The sequence below is a fragment of the Lentzea waywayandensis genome (assembly GCF_900115955.1).
In the GTDB taxonomy this organism is placed as follows: Bacteria; Actinomycetota; Actinomycetes; order Mycobacteriales; family Pseudonocardiaceae; genus Lentzea; species Lentzea waywayandensis.
Window position 1 is genome coordinate 21,323 of sequence record NZ_FOYL01000007.1, and the last position, 18,418, is coordinate 39,740.

The following is an 18,418-nucleotide window of genomic DNA, read 5'->3' on the forward strand; positions in this document are numbered from 1 at the left end:
AGCGCTCTGACCTGCGGTTTTCAGACCTTGCCGTAGCCGGACTCGGCGAGCGCGCTGTACAGGGCGTCGGCGATGCCGGGTGTCGCGGCGAACGTCGCGTCCTCCCCCAGTTCGGGAGAGGAGCCCGGCAGCCGCACGACCGCACCGGCCTCCGCGGCGATCAGCCCGCCGGCCGCCCAGTCCCACCGGCCGAGCGCGTGCTCCGTGTAGGCGTCGAGCCGGCCGGCGGCCACCGAGCAGAGGTCCAGCGACGCGGCACCGGCCCGGCGCAGGTCACGCACCCGAGTCGACATCCGCGCCCACGCGTCGGCCTGGCGCTGACGCCGCTCCGGCCGGTAGGCGAACCCGTACCCCAGCAATGAGAGCGACAGGTCGGTCGTCGCGGAGACGCGTAGCGGCTCACCGTCCAAGAAGGAGCCGTAGCCGCGTGCGGCGGTCCACACACGGCCGGTCGCCGGTTCCACCACGGCGCCCGCGACGGACTCGCCGTCGAGCTGCGCTGCGATCGACACCGAGTACCAGGGGATTCCGTAGAGGTAGTTGACGGTGCCGTCGATGGGGTCGACCACCCAGGTCAGACCCTCGACGACGGTTCCGCCCTCCTCCTCGCCGAGCACCGGCTCGCCGGGGCGCAACTCGGAAAGACGCGTCCGGACGAGTTGTTCTGAGGCGCGGTCGGCGGCGGTCACCACGTCCGTCGAGGTGCTCTTGGTGTCGAACGAGATGACGGCGGAAGCACGCATGCGCTGAACAAGTGCGCCCGCTTCCCGCCCGATGGTCGTCGCGATGTCAACGAGTGGCCGGGGATCGAACACGACCGGTTCCCTCCTGCGTCACTAGCACGGGACTATCGGACAACGTCAGGCTAATGTCTGCGCACCACAGGTACTGAATCGAAGCCAGCAGGATCGAGTAGGAAGGACCACGGGGATGGGCATCACCCGCGGGTTCGGTGTGGACATCGGCGGCTCCGGCGTCAAGGGCGGCCTGGTCGACCTCGAAGCAGGAGCACTGGACGGCGAACGCATGCGGATCCCCACGCCCCAGCCTTCGACACCGGAGGCGGTGGCGGAGGTCGTCGCGGAGATCGTCGAGAAGTTCCAGTGGGACGGCCCGGTCGGCGTCACGCTGCCGTGCGTGGTCAAGCACGGTGTCGCCCTCAGCGCCGCGAACGTGGACAAGGGCTGGATCAACTGCGACGCCCAGCAGCTCTTCGCCGAGCGCCTCAAGCGCAGGCCGGAGGACATCGTCGTGATGAACGACGCGGACGCGGCCGGCATCGCGGAGATGTCGTTCGGCGCGGGCGTCGGCAAGAACGGGACTGTGGTCCTGCTGACGTTCGGCACGGGCATCGGCAGCGCGGTGTTCCTCGACGGCAAGCTCGTCCCGAACACCGAGTTCGGCCACCTCCAGGTCGACGGGCACGACGCGGAATCGCGCGCGGCCGCCTCCGTGAAGGAGGACAAGGGCCTGTCCTGGGAGGAGTGGACGCCCAGGGTCAGCCGGTACGTCAACGTGCTCGAGGACCTCATCTGGCCCGACCTCGTCATCGCGGGCGGTGGCGTGAGCAAGAAGGCGCACAAGTGGTTGCCGTTGCTCGAGGTCCGCACCGAGGTCGTCGCCGCCGCGCTCAAGAACGACGCGGGCATCGTCGGTGCCGCGTGGGCCGCCGCGCACGGCGTCAGGCCTTGACGAGCGTTCGACACCGAAACGTGTCCGACTCGATCTAGCTGCGAGAACGCAGGTGAGAGCGCCTCGAAGCACCTCGGGGCGCAACACCGAGTCACGGACGTCGTTACAATGGAACGCACACCCGCCAAGCAAGATCGGCGGGGAGATCCCCCGAACTCTGGCGACCGAGGTTTCGCGCCCTCTGGTTTGCCTTGAACGACCGTCGCGAAAGGGCGTACGTGGCAGCCGCAGAATCCGCAACCCGACGCTCCAGCTCCGCCGCGAGCGCCGCCAGGACCACCAAGGCGACCGCGGCCGGCGAGGCCGAGGAGAAGCCGAAGCGCAAGACGACCGCTGCGGCAGCGAAGAAGCCCGCAGCCGGCGCCAAGGCCCCGCGCAAGACGGCCGGTAAGGCCGATCCTGCCGCGAAGGGCGCCGCCAAGAGCGGCGACGAGCCCGAGGACATGGAAGGCGCTCCCGGCGCCGAGGACCTGGTCGAGGACGTCGAGATCGTCGACGAGCCCGTCGTGGACGAGCCCGAGGAGGCGGAGGACACCGCCGACAACAAGGGTGACTTCGTCTGGGACGAGGAGGAGTCCGAGGCCCTGCGCCAGGCGCGCAAGGACGCGGAGCTCACCGCCTCGGCCGACTCGGTCCGCGCCTACCTCAAGCAGATCGGCAAGGTCGCCCTCCTCAACGCGGAGGAGGAGGTCGAGCTCGCCAAGCGCATCGAGGCGGGTCTCTACGCCGCCGAGCGCGTGCGCCGTTCCGAGGAGGACGCGGAGAAGCTCACCCCGCAGCTGCGCCGCGACCTGCGCTGGATCGTCCGTGACGGTGAGCGCGCCAAGAACCACCTGCTCGAGGCGAACCTCCGTCTCGTCGTGTCGCTGGCCAAGCGCTACACCGGCCGCGGCATGGCGTTCCTGGACCTGATCCAGGAGGGCAACCTGGGTCTGATCCGCGCCGTCGAGAAGTTCGACTACACCAAGGGCTACAAGTTCTCCACGTACGCCACCTGGTGGATCCGGCAGGCGATCACCCGCGCGATGGCCGACCAGGCCCGCACCATCCGCATCCCGGTGCACATGGTCGAGGTCATCAACAAGCTCGGTCGCATCCAGCGCGAACTGCTCCAGGACCTGGGCCGCGAGCCCACCCCGGAGGAGCTCGCCAAGGAAATGGACATCACGCCCGAGAAGGTGCTGGAGATCCAGCAGTACGCGCGTGAGCCCATCTCGCTGGACCAGACGATCGGTGACGAGGGCGACAGCCAGCTCGGTGACTTCATCGAGGACTCCGAGGCCGTCGTCGCTGTCGACGCCGTCTCGTTCACGCTGCTGCAGGACCAGCTCCAGTCCGTGCTCGCGACGCTGTCCGAGCGCGAGGCGGGCGTCGTCCGGCTGCGCTTCGGCCTCACCGACGGCCAGCCGCGCACGCTGGACGAGATCGGTCAGGTCTACGGCGTCACGCGTGAGCGCATCCGCCAGATCGAGTCCAAGACGATGTCGAAGCTGCGTCACCCGTCGCGTTCGCAGGTTCTGCGCGACTACCTCGACTAGGTCTTACCCAGTCATACGCACACAGCCCCGCACCGGTTCGGTGCGGGGCTGTTGTGTTTTGCCGTGTGCTTTCCTGCGGCATGATCCTCGCCCGGCTTCCGGTGGACGAACAGGCCGACGCGCTGCGCTCCGTCCTCGCTCGCAACGAGGTCCTCGTGGAGGTCCTGCGCGGCGCCGCCGGACTGGACCTCCCGGGGTGGTACCTGACCGCCGGGTGCGTGTTCCAGACGGTGTGGAACGTGGTCACCGGCCGGTCGCCGACCGACGGCATCAGGGACTACGACCTGTTCTACTTCGACGACTCCGATCTCGGCTGGGACGCCGAGAACGAGGTCATCCAGGCCGGTGAGCGCGCGTTCGCCGATCTGCCCGCGGTCGTCGAGATCCGCAACGAGGCGCGTGTGCACCTCTGGTACGAGGATCATTTCGGGGTTCCGTGCGCGCCCTACACGTCCACCGAGGCAGCCATCGACTCGTTCGCGGCGACCACGTGCTGCCTGGGTGTGCGCCTCGAAACCAACGGCAAGTGGCGCGTCTACGCGCCGCACGGCCTCGCTGACGTGTTCAACCTCGTCGTCCGCCCCAATCCCGTGCTCGCTCCCCGTGCCGTCTACGACGCCAAGACCACGCGCTGGCGGGGGCAGTGGCCGGAGCTCACCGTGCTGCCCTGGCCTGAGCAGGCCTGATCGTGCGCATGCGAAAGATGAGTACCCCTGTACTCATGTGCCGCCAATGCATCCGCGACACCATCAGTGTGTGGCTGTGCCGGAGGGGTGCACAGGGACAGTTCCGGACACCGGAACGAGGGGGCTGGAAAACATGGGCAGGTCTGTACTCGAAGGGGCTTTCTCACTGCTGGACAAGCTGATGGACGAGGGTGAGCTGGGGCTCACGCAACTCGCTGATCGCTGCGCCATGCCGAAGACGACGGTGCATCGCCTTCTGGAGCAGATGGAGGACCTGGGCGCCGTGGAGAACGTGCGCGGCCGCTACCGCATCGGCGCGCAGATGTTCCGGCTCGGGCAGGCCTGGGAACCTGCTCCGGGCATTCTGCGGGTGGCGCGACAGCCGTTGCGGGCGCTGTCCGCGACGATCAGGACGTCGACGATCCTCGCGGTGCCGCGGCGGGACCGGGTGCTGGTAGCGGCGGCGAGCATCGTGCGGGCCGAGGACGTGGCCCGGCTGCGGCCGGGGGCGACGGTGCCGGCGGGCATGGAGTTCGTCAGCGCTCCGGTGCGCTCACCGTCCAGCAGCGTCATCGGCACGGTGTCCGCGGTGCTCGACAACGGGCGCAGCGCCACGGCCCTGAGGGAGGCCGTGGGGCACGCCGCACGAGCGATCAGCGCCGCCCTCGCGAGCTGATCGAGCGGGCCCGAGCAAGCGTTCGATCGGGAGTTTGATCACGGTTCCGCGTCCGAATCGTGGGACGTTCGTGACCTGTTCGCGGAGGGCGGACAAGGGCAAGCGATATCACACTCCCGGTCGCACGCAACCGACCGGATGGCCCGAACGTGCTGCTCCACCAGCGGGTTTCCGGTTGCTCAGCGTGCGTGTCAAGACGGTGAACCGGTGGCAAATACATGTGTAAGCCTGCTGCGGCCGGGTAAATCCGAGAGTGACGCGAGTCGCCACGTACACGGGAACACTGACTATCGCCGAAACGTCTGTCAGAGTGGAGCCAGCGAGCACCGCGCACCTGCCAGGGGCGCTGTGGTCGCAGCTTGGTAAGAGGGCACCGGAACACCTCAGTTCCGTTGCCGGGACGGAGGGAGATTCATCATGACTGCAGCACTCACCCGCCCCGAGTTGACCGCTGCCGACCGCTGCGACCGCTGCGGGGCTGCTGCCCAGGTTCGCGCTTTGCTCCCGTCCGGGGGCGAGCTGCTGTTCTGCGGGCACCACGCCCGGGCGCACAGTGAGAAATTGCGCGAACTCGCTGCTGAAATTCAGCAGGGCTGACTTCCACCCCACCTAGCCGCTCGGGGCGGAGATCCTCCAGGGATCTCCGCCCCCTTCGCTTCTCCGGGCTTCTAGAGGGCGTCCAGGACGGGCTCGAAGGCCAGTTCGGCCGCTCCGATGAGCTTCGCGTCCCGGCCCAGCGGCGAGGTCACGACCTGGGTTCCGCCGACCGCGCGGGAGACCAGGCTGCGCACCTGCACGGCGGCGCTCACCGAGTCGACCACCGACGCCGGCAGCGCCGTGTACAGGTCGCCGAGCACGACCAGTTCCGGGCCCAGGACGTTGACGATGTTCGCGAGTCCCAGCGCGAGCCAGCCGGCGAACTCGTCGAGCACCGACGGGTCGTCCAGTGCCCGCAGTGCCGCGACGACGGCGCCGCGCGGTGCGTCGTCGGGAAGGCCGAGCGCCCGGCACAGCGCCGGTTCGCCCACCTCGGTCTCCCAGCAGCCGTCGCAGCCGCAGTAGCACCGCAGGCCGCGCGGATTGACCACCATGTGCCCGAGCTCGCCGACGTAGCCGCCGGAGCCGCGCAACGGCTGTCCGGACAGGATCACTCCCCCGCCGACGCCGACGTCCGCGGAGATGTAGACCATGTCCGCGGACTCCCTGGCCGCACCGCGCACATGCTCCGCGAGTGCGCCGAGTTCCGCGTCGTTGCCGACCTGGACCGGCAGCTTCAGCACCGCCTCCAGGCGTTTGCCGAGTGCCACACCGGTCCAGTGCAGGTTGGGTGCCTCGTGCACGTGCCCGTCGGCGCGTCGCACGACACCGGGCACCGAGACGCCCACCCCGACCGCGGTGGCGTCGAGGTCGTCGGCCATGAGGCGCGCCGACTCGACGATGTGCGTGATGACCTCCCCCGGATCACGCGTCCGGTGCAGGTTCCAGCTGTCCCGCCCGAGGATCTCCCCGCCCAGGCCGACGAACCCCATCGCCACGTGCTCCACGCGCACGTCGATCGCGATGACGACGGCCGCGTGCGGCTGGGGCAGCACCAGAAGGGAAGGGCGGCCCGCTCCGCTGCGCAGAGCGGGCACGCGTTCGGCGACCACACCGGCTTCGGCGAGGCCGTCCACCAGGGCCTTGATCGTGCTGCGGTTGAGACCGAGCTCAGCCGCGAGCGACGCCCTGGTGGACGGTCCGTCGATGTGCAGGCGGCGCAGCAACGCCGTCCTGTTGTGCCTGCGGATCTCGTCGGGACGAGTGCCGGACGTAGGTCCAGTCACCTCGTCAGCGAGCCACGGTCGCCGCTCGGCGGCGGGACAACGCGTCGACGCTCGCGGCGAGCAGCAGGACGAGACCGGTCACCATGAACACGACGGCGGAGGGCTGCTTGAGCAGGCCCATTCCGTTCGCGATGACCGCCAGCACCGCACCACCGATGACGGCGTCACGCAGCCGGCCCTTGCCGCCGAACAGCGACGTGCCACCGATGACGGCCGCACCGACCGACATCAGCAGGGTGTTGCCGCCACCGGCGTTCGGGTCGACCGAGCCGACCTTCGAGGAGTAGACGATGGCGCCGATCGCCGCCGCCGAGGAGGCGATGACGAAGACACTCATCCGGATCTTCTCCACGTTGATGCCGGCGCGGCGCGCGGCCTCCTTGTTGCCGCCGACCGCGTAGAGGTGACGGCCGTAGCTGGTGCGGTCGAGCACGAACGTGCCGATCACCAGCAGGACGAGCACCAGCGGCACGACGTACGGCACGCCCGCGATCACCACGAGGGTGCTGGGCGACCGGTTCTGCGTCAGCGCGAACGTGGCGACCGCGGCCAGCAGCGCGAGGCCGCCGATCTTGGTCAGCACCAGCGCGGTCGGCTGGGCGACGAGTCCCTTGCGCAGCCGGGTGAAGTGCCGGTTGAGCAAGACCGCCGCGTAGCCGCCGACCGCGATCACGCACAGGATCCACGACCCGGCGGTGCCGATGTTGCCGTTGGCGACCTGGAAGATCGTGTCGTCGCGCAGGCCGAGCGTGCCGCCCTGGCCGATGAACTGCAGCACCACGCCGCTCCACACGAGGAACAGCGCCAGGGTCACGACGAACGACGGGATGCCGATCTTCGCGACCAGGTAGCCGGTGATGCAGCCGATCGACGCGCCGACGCAGATCGCCAGCAGCATGCCGATCCACGCGTTCGCGGGCACGCCGAGCAGAGCGATGACCAGCGCGATGCCGGACAGCACGGCGCCGGTCCACAGGCGCATCAGCAGCGAGAGGCCGACCGCGAGGACCAGCCAGCCGCAGAAGATGTAGAAGACCCCGTCGCCCATGCCGCCGAGCAGGTTGCCGCCGTGGATCAGGTCCAGCGCCATCACCGAGGCCGTCACGCCGGACGCGGTGCCGGCGGACAGGTCGATCTCGCCGAGCAGCAGCACGAACACCAGGCCCATCGCGATGATGGTGATGCTGGCGCCCTGCTGGAGCAGGTTGGCGAGGTTGCCGAGGGTGAAGAACGAGTCGGACAGCGAGCTGAACACGATGAGCAGCACGATCAGTCCGAGCAGAGCGGGCAGTGAGCCGAGCTCGCCGCCGCGGACACTGGACCAGTAGTCCCTGATGGCCTCGCTGGTGGAACGGGAGGTCGTGTCGATGCCGAAGTCGGAGATGGCGCCCTGCGGGGCCTCCCCCTCGTGCGTTTCGGTGGTGTCGGTCATGCTGCTCGCCTCTTCGGTACTCATCAGATCGTCGCCGCCTCGGGACGCGCGATGCCCAGGTCACCGGAACGGCCGGCGGTGATCAGCTCGACCACCTGTCCGTGCGTGACGTCCTTGGTCGACACGACGGCGGCCATGCGGCCGAGGTAGAGGCACGCGATCTTGTCGGCGACCTCGAACACGTCGTTCATGTTGTGGCTGATCAGGACGACGCCCAGGCCCTGCTCAGCGAGGCGGCGGACCAGGTCGAGGACCTGGCGCGTCTGCGCGACGCCGAGTGCGGCGGTGGGCTCGTCGAGCAGCACGACCTTGCTGTTCCACAACACGGCCTTGGCGATCGCCACGGTCTGGCGCTGACCACCGGACAGCGACGAGACCTGCGTGCGGACGGACTTGACCGTGCGCACCGACAGCGACGCCAGCGTCTTGCGCGCCGCCTGCTCCATGTCGGACTCGTCGAGCAGACCACCCTTGGTGCGCTCACGGCCGAGGAACATGTTCTGGACGATGTCGAGGTTGTCGGCCAGAGCGAGGTCCTGGTAGACGACCTCGATACCGAGCTCGGCGGCCTCACGCGGGCCCTTGATGTGGACCGGATGGCCCTCGAACAGGACCTCACCCGAATCGGTCGGGTGGATGCCCGCGATGCACTTGACCAGCGTCGACTTGCCCGCGCCGTTGTCGCCGACGAGGGCAGTGACCTCGCCAGGGTTGACGTCGAGGTCGATGTCGTGCAGGACGTGCACGGGACCGAAGCTCTTGTTGATGCCGCGCAGCTCGAGAATCGGCTCGCTCACTGGGTTTCCTCCGGGGTAACACGCGGCGAGAGGCGGGGTGCGACAGACGCGCACCCCGCCCTCGTCACGAGCGGTCCTACTTGATGCCGAGCTCGGTGCAGGCAGCCTGGGTGGCGGCCACGCAGACCTCGGAGGCCTTGACGAAGCCGGAGTCCACGACGACCTTGACCTTGTCGCGGGTGATCAGCTGCGACGTGAGGAGAACGGACTTGACGTCGCGGCTCGCCTTGGTGTCCTTGGTGACGCCGGAGGCCAGCTTGTCAGCGCCCGCGGTGTCGCCCTTGGCGAGGAAACCGGCCAGCTTGGCAGCCGCCTCGGCCTCTTCCTTGATCGGCTTGAAGACGGTCATGTACTGGTCCTTGAGCAGCACGGCCTGCAGGCCGTCCGGGGTCGCGTCCTGACCCGTGACCGGCACCTTGCCGTTGAGGCCGACCTTCTTCAGCACGGTGATGATCGCGCCGGCGAGGCCGTCGTTCGCGGCGACGACGCCGTCCACCTTGCCGCCGTTGCCGGTCAGGATCTGCTCGAAGACCTGACCACCCTTCTGGTTGTCCCAGTCGTCGATCGGCTGCGACTGGACGAGCTTGAGCTTGCCCGAGTCGTACAGCGGCTTGAGGATCTTCTTCTGGCCGTCCGCGAAGAGGGTCGCGTTGTTGTCCGTCGGCGCGCCCTCGATCTCGATGACGTTGGCGCCCTGCGGGGCGTCCTTGAGCGCGTCGGCCAGACCCTGGCCCTGCAGCTCGCCGACCTTCACGTTGTCGAACGACACGTAGTAAGACGAGGAGCCACCGGTGTTCAGGCGGTCGTAGTCGATGACCTGAATGCCCTGGGCCTGCGCCTTCTTGGCGACGGAGGCACCGACCTCGCTGTTGGGCGTGGCGATGATCAGGACCTTGACGCCGTTGTTGATCATGCCGTCGGCGAGGGTGCTGAACTTCTGGACGTCGCCCTGGGCGTTCTGGATGTCGGGGTCGAGACCCTCGGCCTTCAGAGCCGCCTCGAGGAGGGGCTTGTCGAAGCCCTCCCAGCGGGCGGAGGTCTTGGTCTCGGGCAGGATCACGCCGACCTTCGCGCCCGTGCCGCTGCCAGTGCTCGTGTTGGTGCTGCCTCCGGTGTTGGAGGAGGTGTTGGCGCCGCATGCCGTAACCGTCAGGGCGAGGCCCGCGGTAACAGCGATGGAAGCGAGAGTCTTGCTGCGCATCCGCCATCCCTTTCACTGCGCTGTGTCACAGAGAATGTTGTGGCGCACAACGTATGCCTGACATATGCGTGACCGGAACCACACTGGATCGATTAAGTCGCAACGATGCGGTAACCCTGACGAAATTTAGTCACTGAGAGTCGTGAGAGCGTTACCACCGCGCTACCGATTCCAACGGCGACATATCGGATATCGCCCGCGGCGAACACTCGCCTGTCACCTCCCGGACATCCCTAGGTTGGGTGCATGACCGTCGACAAGGAAGCCCCAGAAGTATTGACTGAGAGGCTGGCGAACTCGTTCGGTGCCGACGCGGCTCGCTACGACCGCACCCGCCCGGCCTATCCGGGCGAGCTCGTGCGGAAGATCATCGAGGTCAGTCCGGGGCCCCGCGTCGTCGACGTCGGCTGCGGCACCGGCGTCCTCTCCCGCCCCTTGCGCGCGGCCGGTTGCGAGGTGCTCGAGGTGGAGCACGACAAGCGGATGGCCGAGTTCGCCCGCGGCACCGGGGTGCCCGTCGAGGTGTCGAAGTTCGAGACCTGGGATCCCGCCGGCCGCGAGTTCGACGCCGTCGTCGCCGGGCAGTCGTGGCACTGGGTCGATCCCGAAGCGGGTCCGCGCCAGGTAGCCCAGGTGCTGCGACCCGGCGGGGTGTTCGTGGCGCTCTGGCACGTGTTCGCACCGCCGGAGCCGATCGCCCAGGCCTTCATGGACGCCTACCGGAAGGCGGCGCCGGACATCCCGTTCCGCGTCGGCCAGAGCCGTGACGAGGCGTTCGAGGCCTATCAGGCGGGCTGCGTGCGCACCGGTGAAGCGTTCGTCGGCACCGGGGCGTTCTCCCACGCCGACCAGTGGCGGGCGAGCTGGGAGCAGACCTACACGACGGCCGACTACCTCGACCTCATGCTCACCATGGGCCCGATGGCCCTGCTCGGCACCGAGCAGGTCACCGGGCTCCTCGACGACGTCGGCGGCGCGATCGACGCGATCGGCGGCCGCTTCACGACGCACTACGACACGCTGGCCGTCGCCGTCACCCGCAACTGATATATCGGATATCGGCTGCCGGAAACCCTGTCCTACCAGGAGCGCAGAGTGGAGATCCGCTCCTCGAGCTGCTCGATGGTGGCCATCGCGGTCGGTGGCCCACCGCAGTACTCGCGCAGCTGGTTGTGGATCTTGCCGTGCGGCTTCTTCGTGCGGTGGTGGTGCATCGCGACGAGGGTGTTGAGCTCCTTGCGCAGTGACGCGAGGCGTTCCTGCACGCCGACGGGCCTCGCCTCCCGCACCGCGACCTCGGGCTTGGGGCGTTTGGCGGCGGTCGCCATCTGCTCCTCCTGCCGCTGCAGCAGCAGGGTCCGCACCTGGTCGGGCTCCAGCAGTCCCGGCAGGCCGAGGTACTCCTGCTCCTCCTCGGAGCCCGCGAGGGTCGGGGCGCCGAACGACGAGCCGTCGAAGATCACCTGGTCGAGCTCGGCGGTGGTGCCCAGGGCGGTGAAGGCGCGTTCGTCCTCACCGGGTTCGTCCTTGGTCTGATTGGCCGCCGCCATCAGCTCGTCGTCCCAGCCGTCCTTCTCGCGGTGCGGCTTGCCCAGGACGTGGTCGCGCTCGGCCTCCAGCTCGGACGCGAGCGCCAGCAGCACCGGTACCGAGGGCAGGAACACCGAGGCGGTCTCGCCGGGCTTCCGGTTGCGCACGAAGCGGCCGATGGCCTGGGCGAAGAACAGCGGCGTCGACGACGACGTCGCGTAGACGCCGACCGCGAGCCGCGGCACGTCGACGCCCTCGGACACCATGCGGACGGCGATCATCCAGCGTTCGTTCGTCGCGGCGAACTCGGCGATCTTGCCGGACGCCTTCGGGTCGTCCGAGAGGACCAGCGTCGGGATGTGGCCCGTGACGCGCTGAAGCACCTGCGCGTAAGCCTTCGCGACGGTCTGGTCGGTGGCGATCACCAGGCCGCCCGCGTCGGGCAGGCCGTTCTCGCGCTTCTGGGTGAGCCGCTGGTCGGCGGCGCGCAGCACGGACGCCACCCAGTCGCCGGCCGGGTCCAGGGCGGTGCGCCACGCCCGCGCGGTCTGTTCCTGGGTCAGCGGCTCGCCCAGGCGCGCGGTGAACTCCTCGCCCGCGCTGGTCCGCCACGACGCCTCACCGGAGTACGCCAGGAACAGCACGGGCCGCACCACGCCGTCGCGCAGCGCGTCGGAGTACCCGTACGTGTGATCCGCCTTGGACGTCTTGAAGCCGCCGTTGCTCTCCTCGTACTGCACGAACGGGATCGGCGAGTCGTCGGAGCGGAACGGCGTGCCGGTCAGGCAGAGGCGGCGCACGGCGGGCGTGAACGCCTCACGGATCGCGTCACCCCACGACTTCGCGTCGCCGCCGTGGTGCACCTCGTCGAGCAGCACGAGCGTCTTGCGGTTCTCGGTGCGCACGCGGTGCAACGTCGGATGGGCGGCGACCTGCGCGTACGTGACGGCCACACCGTGGTAGTCGCGGGAGGTCATCGCGTTGGTGTTGCGGAAGTTCGAGTCGATGTGGATGCCCTGCTCGGCAGCCGCTTTCGCCCACTGGTGCTTGAGGTGCTCGGTGGGGGTCACGATCGTGACGGCCTCGATCGTCCGATCGGCCAGCAGCTCCGCGGCGACCCGCAGTCCGAACGTCGTCTTTCCCGCGCCCGGCGTGGCGACGGCGAGGAAGTCCTTCGGTTTCACGGCCAGGTACTTGGTCAGCGCGCGGCGCTGCCATGCCCGCAGCGGTCGCATTGCTGCTGTCGCTGTCACAGACGTGTTTCTCCTCATTTATGCAGGTCAAACAAGGCAATACCCTCAGGCGGACGGTGGCCGAGGGCACCGCGACTCTACCTGTTCCGAGCGTCGATGCCGCGAAACGTGGCGGTATGCACCATGCTTGTCACTGCGATGGGTCCGCCTTCCGACAACGACGCACGCAGGTCCGGCCGCAAGGGGCCGCTGCGTCTACTCGCGCGCACGCTGTCGAAGGCGTGGCAGGGCAACATCTTCTCAGAAGCCGCCGAGGCCGCGTTCTGGCAGACGCTGTCGTTCCCGCCACTGCTGCTCGGCGTGCTGGGCTCGATGGGCTGGATCGGCACCTGGTTCGGCCCCGAGATCGTCCTCTCCGTCCAGGAGAAGATCATCGGATTCACCCGGACGATCTTCAGCGCGGACGTCGTCAACGGCGTGATCCAGCCGACGGTCGCGGAGATCCTCTCGACCGGCAAGGGCGAGATCGTCTCCATCGGCTTCCTGATCTCGCTGTGGGCAGGATCGTCGGCCATGTCGTCGTTCGTGGACGCGATCACGGTCGCCCACGGCCAGTACGGCGTGCGCAACGAGCTGTGGCAGCGCATCTTCGCCCTGCTGCTCTACATGGTGTCCCTGGTGGCGCTGGTGATCGGCCTGCCGGTGCTGGCACTCGGCCCGGACGTCCTGCCGCAGTTCTTCCCCACGTCCTGGCAGCCCTACATCGCGACGTGGGTGGGCCGGTTCTACTACCCCGGCGTGGCCCTGCTGCTGGTCCTGTCGCTCTCGCTGCTCTACAAGGTCGCACTGCCGCGGCGACTTCCATACCACCGGGTGCTGCCCGGCGCGATCCTCGCGATGGCGGTGTTCATCCTGTCGTCCATCGGCCTGCGCCTGTACATCCAGTGGATCACCACCACCGGCTACACCTACGGCGCCCTGGCGACACCGATCGCGTTCCTGCTGTTCGTGTTCTTCATCGGCCTGGCCATCACGATCGGCGCGTACTTCAACAGCGCCATCCAGGACATGTGGCCGGCTCGCATGACCCGCCGCCAGCGCCGCCGCTGGCGCAGGCTCGAGATGGAACGCGCGGCGTCCCGCATCCGCGAGGAGACCGCGCAGCCCCAGCAGACGAACGACACGGTCTACTCGGCGCCCTCCCCCGCCGACACGCAGCTGACGACGCCGCTCAAGATCCAGGAGCAGCGCCAGCACCCGGAGGAAGAGAAACAGCGGGGGTAGCCGAAGCCACCCCCGCTGCCGCAGGTCCTCCCGATCCGATCAGCTCGGGTTGACCGGTGTCGCCCACCTCTGGTTCAGACCGCCGTGGCAGTCCCCGATGGTGATCTGCGTGCCGTCGTCCGGCAGTGCGCCGTACACGTCCAGGCAGCGGTTCGACAACGGGTTCATGATCGTGCCGTCGTAGCGCGCCGACCAGACCTGTCCGCTGTCACCGCGGCAGGCGCCCCCCGCACCGACCACCAGTGCCCCGTTGCCGGGGTGCTGGATGTCGAGGCAGTAGGTGAGCACGCGCAGAGTGCCGTCACCGGTGGACCAGATGTTGTGCGCCGCCGATCCGATGCAGCCGTGCAGCCTGATCGTGTTGGGGTCGTTGTTGTACACGTCGAGGCACTTCGTCGCGAGGCCCACGACCTGGCCGACCGACGTGGTCTGCGAGCTCAGCCGGAAGCTCTGCGACGGCGAGCCACCACACGTGGTGATCGTCATCGGTCCCGGGTTCGTGCCCGCCGACGTCAGACAGCGACCCGAGAGCGGGTTGACCAGCGTGCCGTCGGGCTGCGAGACCCACTGCTGGTGCTGCGCGCCGCTGCAAGCCTCCAGGGTGACGGAGCTGCCCTCTCCCGGAGTGAGCGACGCGACGTTGAGGCACTTGCCGGAGCCCCGCAGTGTGCCGTCGTAGAGCGCGACCCAGGACTGGTTCACGCCGCCGTGGCACGGGTGGACCTCCACCCTGTTCAACGTCGGATCGGCGTTGAACACGTCGAGACACTTGCCCGTCTGCGTCACGACCTGGCCGACCTTGCTCGTGGTCGACACCGCGGGCGTCTTCCACGTCTGGGACGTGTCCGAGGTGGTGCAGGCACGCAGTTCGAGCCTCGCCTCGTTCGCAGCGCTGCGTGGAGTGAGGCACCGGCCGGACGCCCGGTGGATCAGCCTGGTGTCCCCGCGCAGCACCCACTGCTGGTAGTCGTCACCCGCGCAGCCGCCGATGACCGCCTCGGTGCCGTCGGTGGTGCCGACAGCACGCAGGCACTTGCCGCCCGCCATCACCAGGCCACCGTGCATCGTCCACGTCTGGGCGAAGCCGCCGTGGCAGTTGAACAGCTGGACGACCGTCTGCATCGGGTCGGCGTTGTACATGTCGAGGCATCGGCCGCCAACGCTCTCGATGATGCCCGACCGCACCGGCGTGTCCCGCTTGATCCGCACGTTGCGGAAGCGCACCGGGTCACCGACGTTGTCGTTCTGGATGCCGATGAACGTGTTCCTGCTCGCCGCCGTCGCGTCGGAGAAGCCGTGCTCGTTCACCTGCACACCGTTGAGGAACACGGTCACCGTGTTCCAGCGGAACCGGAGCTCGAACGTGTTCCAGTCGCCGACCGGCTTGACGGACGACGTGGTGGTCGGTGCCTGGATCCCGACGATGCCACCGGTCTGCAGCGTGCCCGACGCTGCGGTCGGGCCGATCTGGACCTCGTAACCGCTCTGGCCCGGGCTTCCCGCGTTGGTGCCGGGGTTGGTGATGCCGACGAACACACCCGAGTCGGACGACGCCGACGTGGCCTTCCAGTCGAGCTTGAGCGTGTAGTCGCTGCCGTACGTGTGTGCCGCGTACCAGTTGACGTCGTTGGTGTTGGCGGTGACTGCCTCACAGCCGTCCTGCGTCATCTTCGTCCCGGTGGACTGCCAGCCGCCGAGATCGTTCTCGTGCCGCCCGTCGAAGATGCTGTTGAAGCCCGCACCGTCCGCGGCGGCGACGCAGTTGCCCACACCGGAGGTCGCGACCCGCTCGCCACCGATGAAGTAGCCGGTGACATCCGCCGTGAGCTTGGTCTGCCCGCGTTCGTTGCGCACGTGGACCTGGCCGCTGGCCCCGAGGGGAACGAGCGCGAGCCCGGAGGCGGTCTCCGTCTTGCGCGTGGCCACCTGGCTCGCCGCCAGCCAGCCGACCTCCTTCGACACCGCGCTGAGCTCGGTGCCGAGGTTGTCGTCGCGCCCGGTCAGCGCCACGGCCGCCGTGGTCGCCGCGGCAGGAACACCCACGACGCCAGCCACCTGGAACGAAGCCGTCTTGCCGTGCCCGACCGGAGCCTTGGGCACACCCAGCCCCGTAGCCGTGTCCGCGACGCGACCGGCATCGGCCATCGTCACGTACCTGGCGCCGGCATCGCCTTCCGCGAACCAGCCGAGGACGTCCAGTGCCACACCGGCGGTGTAGTCGTCCCTGACCTTGGTCACCCGGATCTTGCCGTCCGCTCCGATCGGCACCACCACGAGGTTGGTCCGCTTGTCACCGGGGGACACCGCGACCGACGTGGTGGCGCTGTGGGTGGTGCCACCGGCGTGCGCGACCAGGTACTGCTCCGCCGTGGCCTCGAACCCGGTCAGGTTCACGACCACCGATGTCGCGGTCGACGGCACGCCCGCGACATCGCGGATCTGCACGTCCACGGTCTTCTCCGCGGGGTTGCCGCCGGTGAGCGGCGTCTTGCGGGTGTTACCGCCCGCGACGACCGGGAACCCGCGGGTGTCGAGCACCCGAGCCGGCGCGGCCTTCGCGAAGTAGGTGTTCGTTCCCTGCTCCGGGTGGAAGTAACCCATCCGCTCGACCGCGACCCACGCGGGGCCGTTGCCGCGGTTGCGCAGCTTGATCGACCGGGCACCGTCGAGCGGCGCGAAGAGCGTCAGCGACTGCCACGTGAGGGCGTTGTCACCACGCGCGTTCAGTGCCGGCGCCTTACCCGCCAGTGCTGCGGGGTCACCGGGAGCGACCTCGATGGCGAAGTCGCCCACGTCGGCTTGAGCGGCCTTCGCGGACAGCGTGATCGCGACAGCGCTCGAACCGCCCGGCAAGGACGGGAACGGAAGCGTCTTGGTCTCACCAGCGGCGAACTGCTCCATGAGCACACGCGTCGGCACCTGGTCGATCGTGAACTTGGCTCCCATGGGGGCGGCGGGCGTGCCGGTCGGCGCGCCCAGGTTGAGCGTGCCGTTGCCCCACGTGTTGTCGGACTTCTTGGGCGACGCCTTCGACTGAAGCAACGTCTGGATCTGCATCGCGTCCAGCGCCGGGTTCGCCGACTTCAGCAGCGCCGCCGCACCGGCCACGTGAGCAGCGGCGGCCGACGTGCCGGAGAACTGGTTGATCGTCGTCGTCGACACCTTGTCGAACGCCACGAGATCCGGCTTGGTCCGGCCGTCGATGGACGGGCCGCGACTGCTGTAGGCCTCCACCGCACCCGAGTTCGGTGCGGTGGCACCGACCGCGATGACGTGCGGCGACGTGCCGGGCTCGGTGACGCTGCCCGCCTCGGTGTAGCTCTGCAACTGCCCGCTCGGACCGCTGACGAACAGCTCGAACGGCGTGATGAACTTGGCGTTGTTGTTCTTGACGTAGACCCAGTGGGTCATCGTCGCCGCGCCCGTGTTGGCGAACGAGAACTGCTCAGTCGGGCTGAGCCCGCCTGGGGTGTCCTTCTGCGCCCTCTTCGACCAGCCCTTCAGATCCGGGTCGTTGTCGCTGGTGGGCGGGTGCGGCGCCGACATGACGTAGAGGTCGAGGTCTTCCTTGGTCGTCGGCCACGCGTCCCAGCGGAGGCCGACCGTGACCTCACGGCCCGGCTCCACGGGGAAGCCGTTGTTCTGCGCGCCACCGGCGAACTCGACCCAGCTGTCACCGTTGGCGTCGGCGGCCTTGCCCGCGAAGTGCAGGCGTGCCTGGTTGCCCGCCGCGACCGACCACAGGATGCCGGACTCGCGGCTGCGCTTGACGACGTCCGCCGGGCTGTCCGCGGGGCCGGTGCCGTCACCGCGGCTCCCCGTCGGGCTGAGGAAGCCCACGGCGGCGGTGATGACCTGGACGCCCTGCTGCTTGAGCCAGTCCGCGGCGGCCGAGAAGCTGACGGTGTCCTCGATGCAGGCGAGGAACAACTGCGCGTCCGGCGCCATGTCGTGCACGACCTCGGCGACGGCGGTGCCGTGCGGGGTCTTCACAGAGCCGTCGACGCAGCCCGAGTTGTTGATGGTGAGCTGGGCCCCGGTGGGCGGCAGGTCACCGTTGTCCTGGGCGTCGGCGAGGTTGCCGAAGCCGACGTCGATGATGCCGACCTTGACCCCGGCACCCTTCTTGCCGTCCGCGATCCACAGGTCGGCCTTGGACAGACCCACACCCTCGGACTTGGTGTCCATCGGCACGGCCCTGTCCGGCAGCCGCACCTCGGTGACACCGGCCTGACTTGCGACCACGTCGAGCTTGTCGCCCGGCACCGCGGCCTTGACCCGGCCCTGGTCGGTGTCGGCGACCACGCCGCCCGCCTTCGCGACGGCCGCGCGAAGTTGCTGCTCCTGCGCGCCCTCGACGTAGACGACGGTGCGGCCCTTGGCGTCCTTGAGCAGCGACTCACCGGGTCTCGCGTCGCCGGCCGAGTTCACCACGTCCGGTCTCTGGGCACCTGGCGGCGCGGCGAGCGCCATCTCCGGTGTTGCGACGACAGCCGCCCCCAGCGTCAAACACACGGCCGAGACGGCCGCACGTCGCAATCTTCTCATTTCATTCCGTTTCTCACG

The 18,418-nt window shown here is 68.8% G+C and carries 14 protein-coding genes; 7 read left to right on the forward strand and 7 right to left on the reverse strand.

The window, feature by feature from the left end:
• Positions 1-20: 20 nt before the first annotated feature.
• The gene (locus BM417_RS25605) at positions 21-815 is read right to left on the reverse strand and encodes an inositol monophosphatase family protein (protein WP_093599481.1); all 795 of its coding nucleotides are present in this window, start codon (positions 813-815) and stop codon (positions 21-23) included.
• Between the two features lie 115 nt (positions 816-930).
• On the opposite strand from BM417_RS25605, the gene ppgK reads away from it, so the two are divergent.
• From ppgK to BM417_RS25630, 5 genes are all read left to right on the forward strand, one after another.
• On the forward strand, positions 931-1,692 hold the full coding sequence (gene ppgK, locus BM417_RS25610) for a polyphosphate--glucose phosphotransferase (protein WP_093599484.1): 762 nt from the start codon (positions 931-933) through the stop codon (positions 1,690-1,692).
• Between the two features lie 218 nt (positions 1,693-1,910).
• Positions 1,911-3,230, forward strand: a complete 1,320-nt coding sequence (locus tag BM417_RS25615; RefSeq protein WP_093599486.1) for an RNA polymerase sigma factor — start codon at positions 1,911-1,913, stop codon at positions 3,228-3,230.
• An 80-nt stretch (positions 3,231-3,310) separates the two neighbouring features.
• Positions 3,311-3,916, forward strand: a complete 606-nt coding sequence (locus tag BM417_RS25620; protein WP_093599489.1) for a nucleotidyltransferase family protein — start codon at positions 3,311-3,313, stop codon at positions 3,914-3,916.
• A gap of 133 nt (positions 3,917-4,049) precedes the next feature.
• The gene (locus tag BM417_RS25625; RefSeq protein ID WP_177320598.1) at positions 4,050-4,592 is read left to right on the forward strand and encodes a helix-turn-helix domain-containing protein; all 543 of its coding nucleotides are present in this window, start codon (positions 4,050-4,052) and stop codon (positions 4,590-4,592) included.
• A gap of 417 nt (positions 4,593-5,009) precedes the next feature.
• Entirely contained in the window at positions 5,010-5,189 is a 180-nt protein-coding gene (locus tag BM417_RS25630) for a DUF7455 domain-containing protein (RefSeq protein WP_231642793.1), read from the forward strand.
• A gap of 71 nt (positions 5,190-5,260) precedes the next feature.
• Here the strand turns inward: BM417_RS25630 and BM417_RS25635 are convergent, their stop codons facing one another.
• From BM417_RS25635 to BM417_RS25650, 4 genes are all read right to left on the reverse strand, one after another.
• Positions 5,261-6,415: an ROK family transcriptional regulator gene (locus BM417_RS25635; protein ID WP_093599495.1), complete on the reverse strand. Its 1,155-nt coding sequence runs from the start codon at positions 6,413-6,415 to the stop codon at positions 5,261-5,263.
• Positions 6,416-6,419: 4 nt separating this feature from the next.
• Positions 6,420-7,847, reverse strand: coding sequence for a sugar ABC transporter permease (locus BM417_RS25640; protein WP_093599498.1), 1,428 nt, complete (start codon positions 7,845-7,847; stop codon positions 6,420-6,422).
• 23 nt (positions 7,848-7,870) lie between these two features.
• On the reverse strand, positions 7,871-8,644 hold the full coding sequence (locus tag BM417_RS25645; protein ID WP_093599501.1) for an ATP-binding cassette domain-containing protein: 774 nt from the start codon (positions 8,642-8,644) through the stop codon (positions 7,871-7,873).
• 76 nt (positions 8,645-8,720) lie between these two features.
• On the reverse strand, positions 8,721-9,845 hold the full coding sequence (locus tag BM417_RS25650) for a sugar ABC transporter substrate-binding protein (protein ID WP_093599504.1): 1,125 nt from the start codon (positions 9,843-9,845) through the stop codon (positions 8,721-8,723).
• A 276-nt stretch (positions 9,846-10,121) separates the two neighbouring features.
• Here BM417_RS25650 and BM417_RS25655 point away from each other — a divergent pair, with 276 nt between their 5' ends.
• The gene (locus tag BM417_RS25655; protein ID WP_245822165.1) at positions 10,122-10,892 is read left to right on the forward strand and encodes a class I SAM-dependent methyltransferase; all 771 of its coding nucleotides are present in this window, start codon (positions 10,122-10,124) and stop codon (positions 10,890-10,892) included.
• Between the two features lie 32 nt (positions 10,893-10,924).
• Here the strand turns inward: BM417_RS25655 and BM417_RS25660 are convergent, their stop codons facing one another.
• Positions 10,925-12,610, reverse strand: a complete 1,686-nt coding sequence (locus tag BM417_RS25660; RefSeq protein ID WP_245822203.1) for a DEAD/DEAH box helicase — start codon at positions 12,608-12,610, stop codon at positions 10,925-10,927.
• Positions 12,611-12,766: 156 nt separating this feature from the next.
• On the opposite strand from BM417_RS25660, the gene BM417_RS25665 reads away from it, so the two are divergent.
• Positions 12,767-13,852, forward strand: coding sequence for a YihY/virulence factor BrkB family protein (locus BM417_RS25665; RefSeq protein WP_245822166.1), 1,086 nt, complete (start codon positions 12,767-12,769; stop codon positions 13,850-13,852).
• A 39-nt stretch (positions 13,853-13,891) separates the two neighbouring features.
• Here the strand turns inward: BM417_RS25665 and BM417_RS25670 are convergent, their stop codons facing one another.
• Positions 13,892-18,400 carry a ricin-type beta-trefoil lectin domain protein gene (locus BM417_RS25670; protein ID WP_177320599.1) on the reverse strand — a complete coding sequence of 1,503 codons (4,509 nt, stop codon included), beginning with the start codon at positions 18,398-18,400 and terminating at the stop codon, positions 13,892-13,894.
• Positions 18,401-18,418 lie beyond the last annotated feature (18 nt).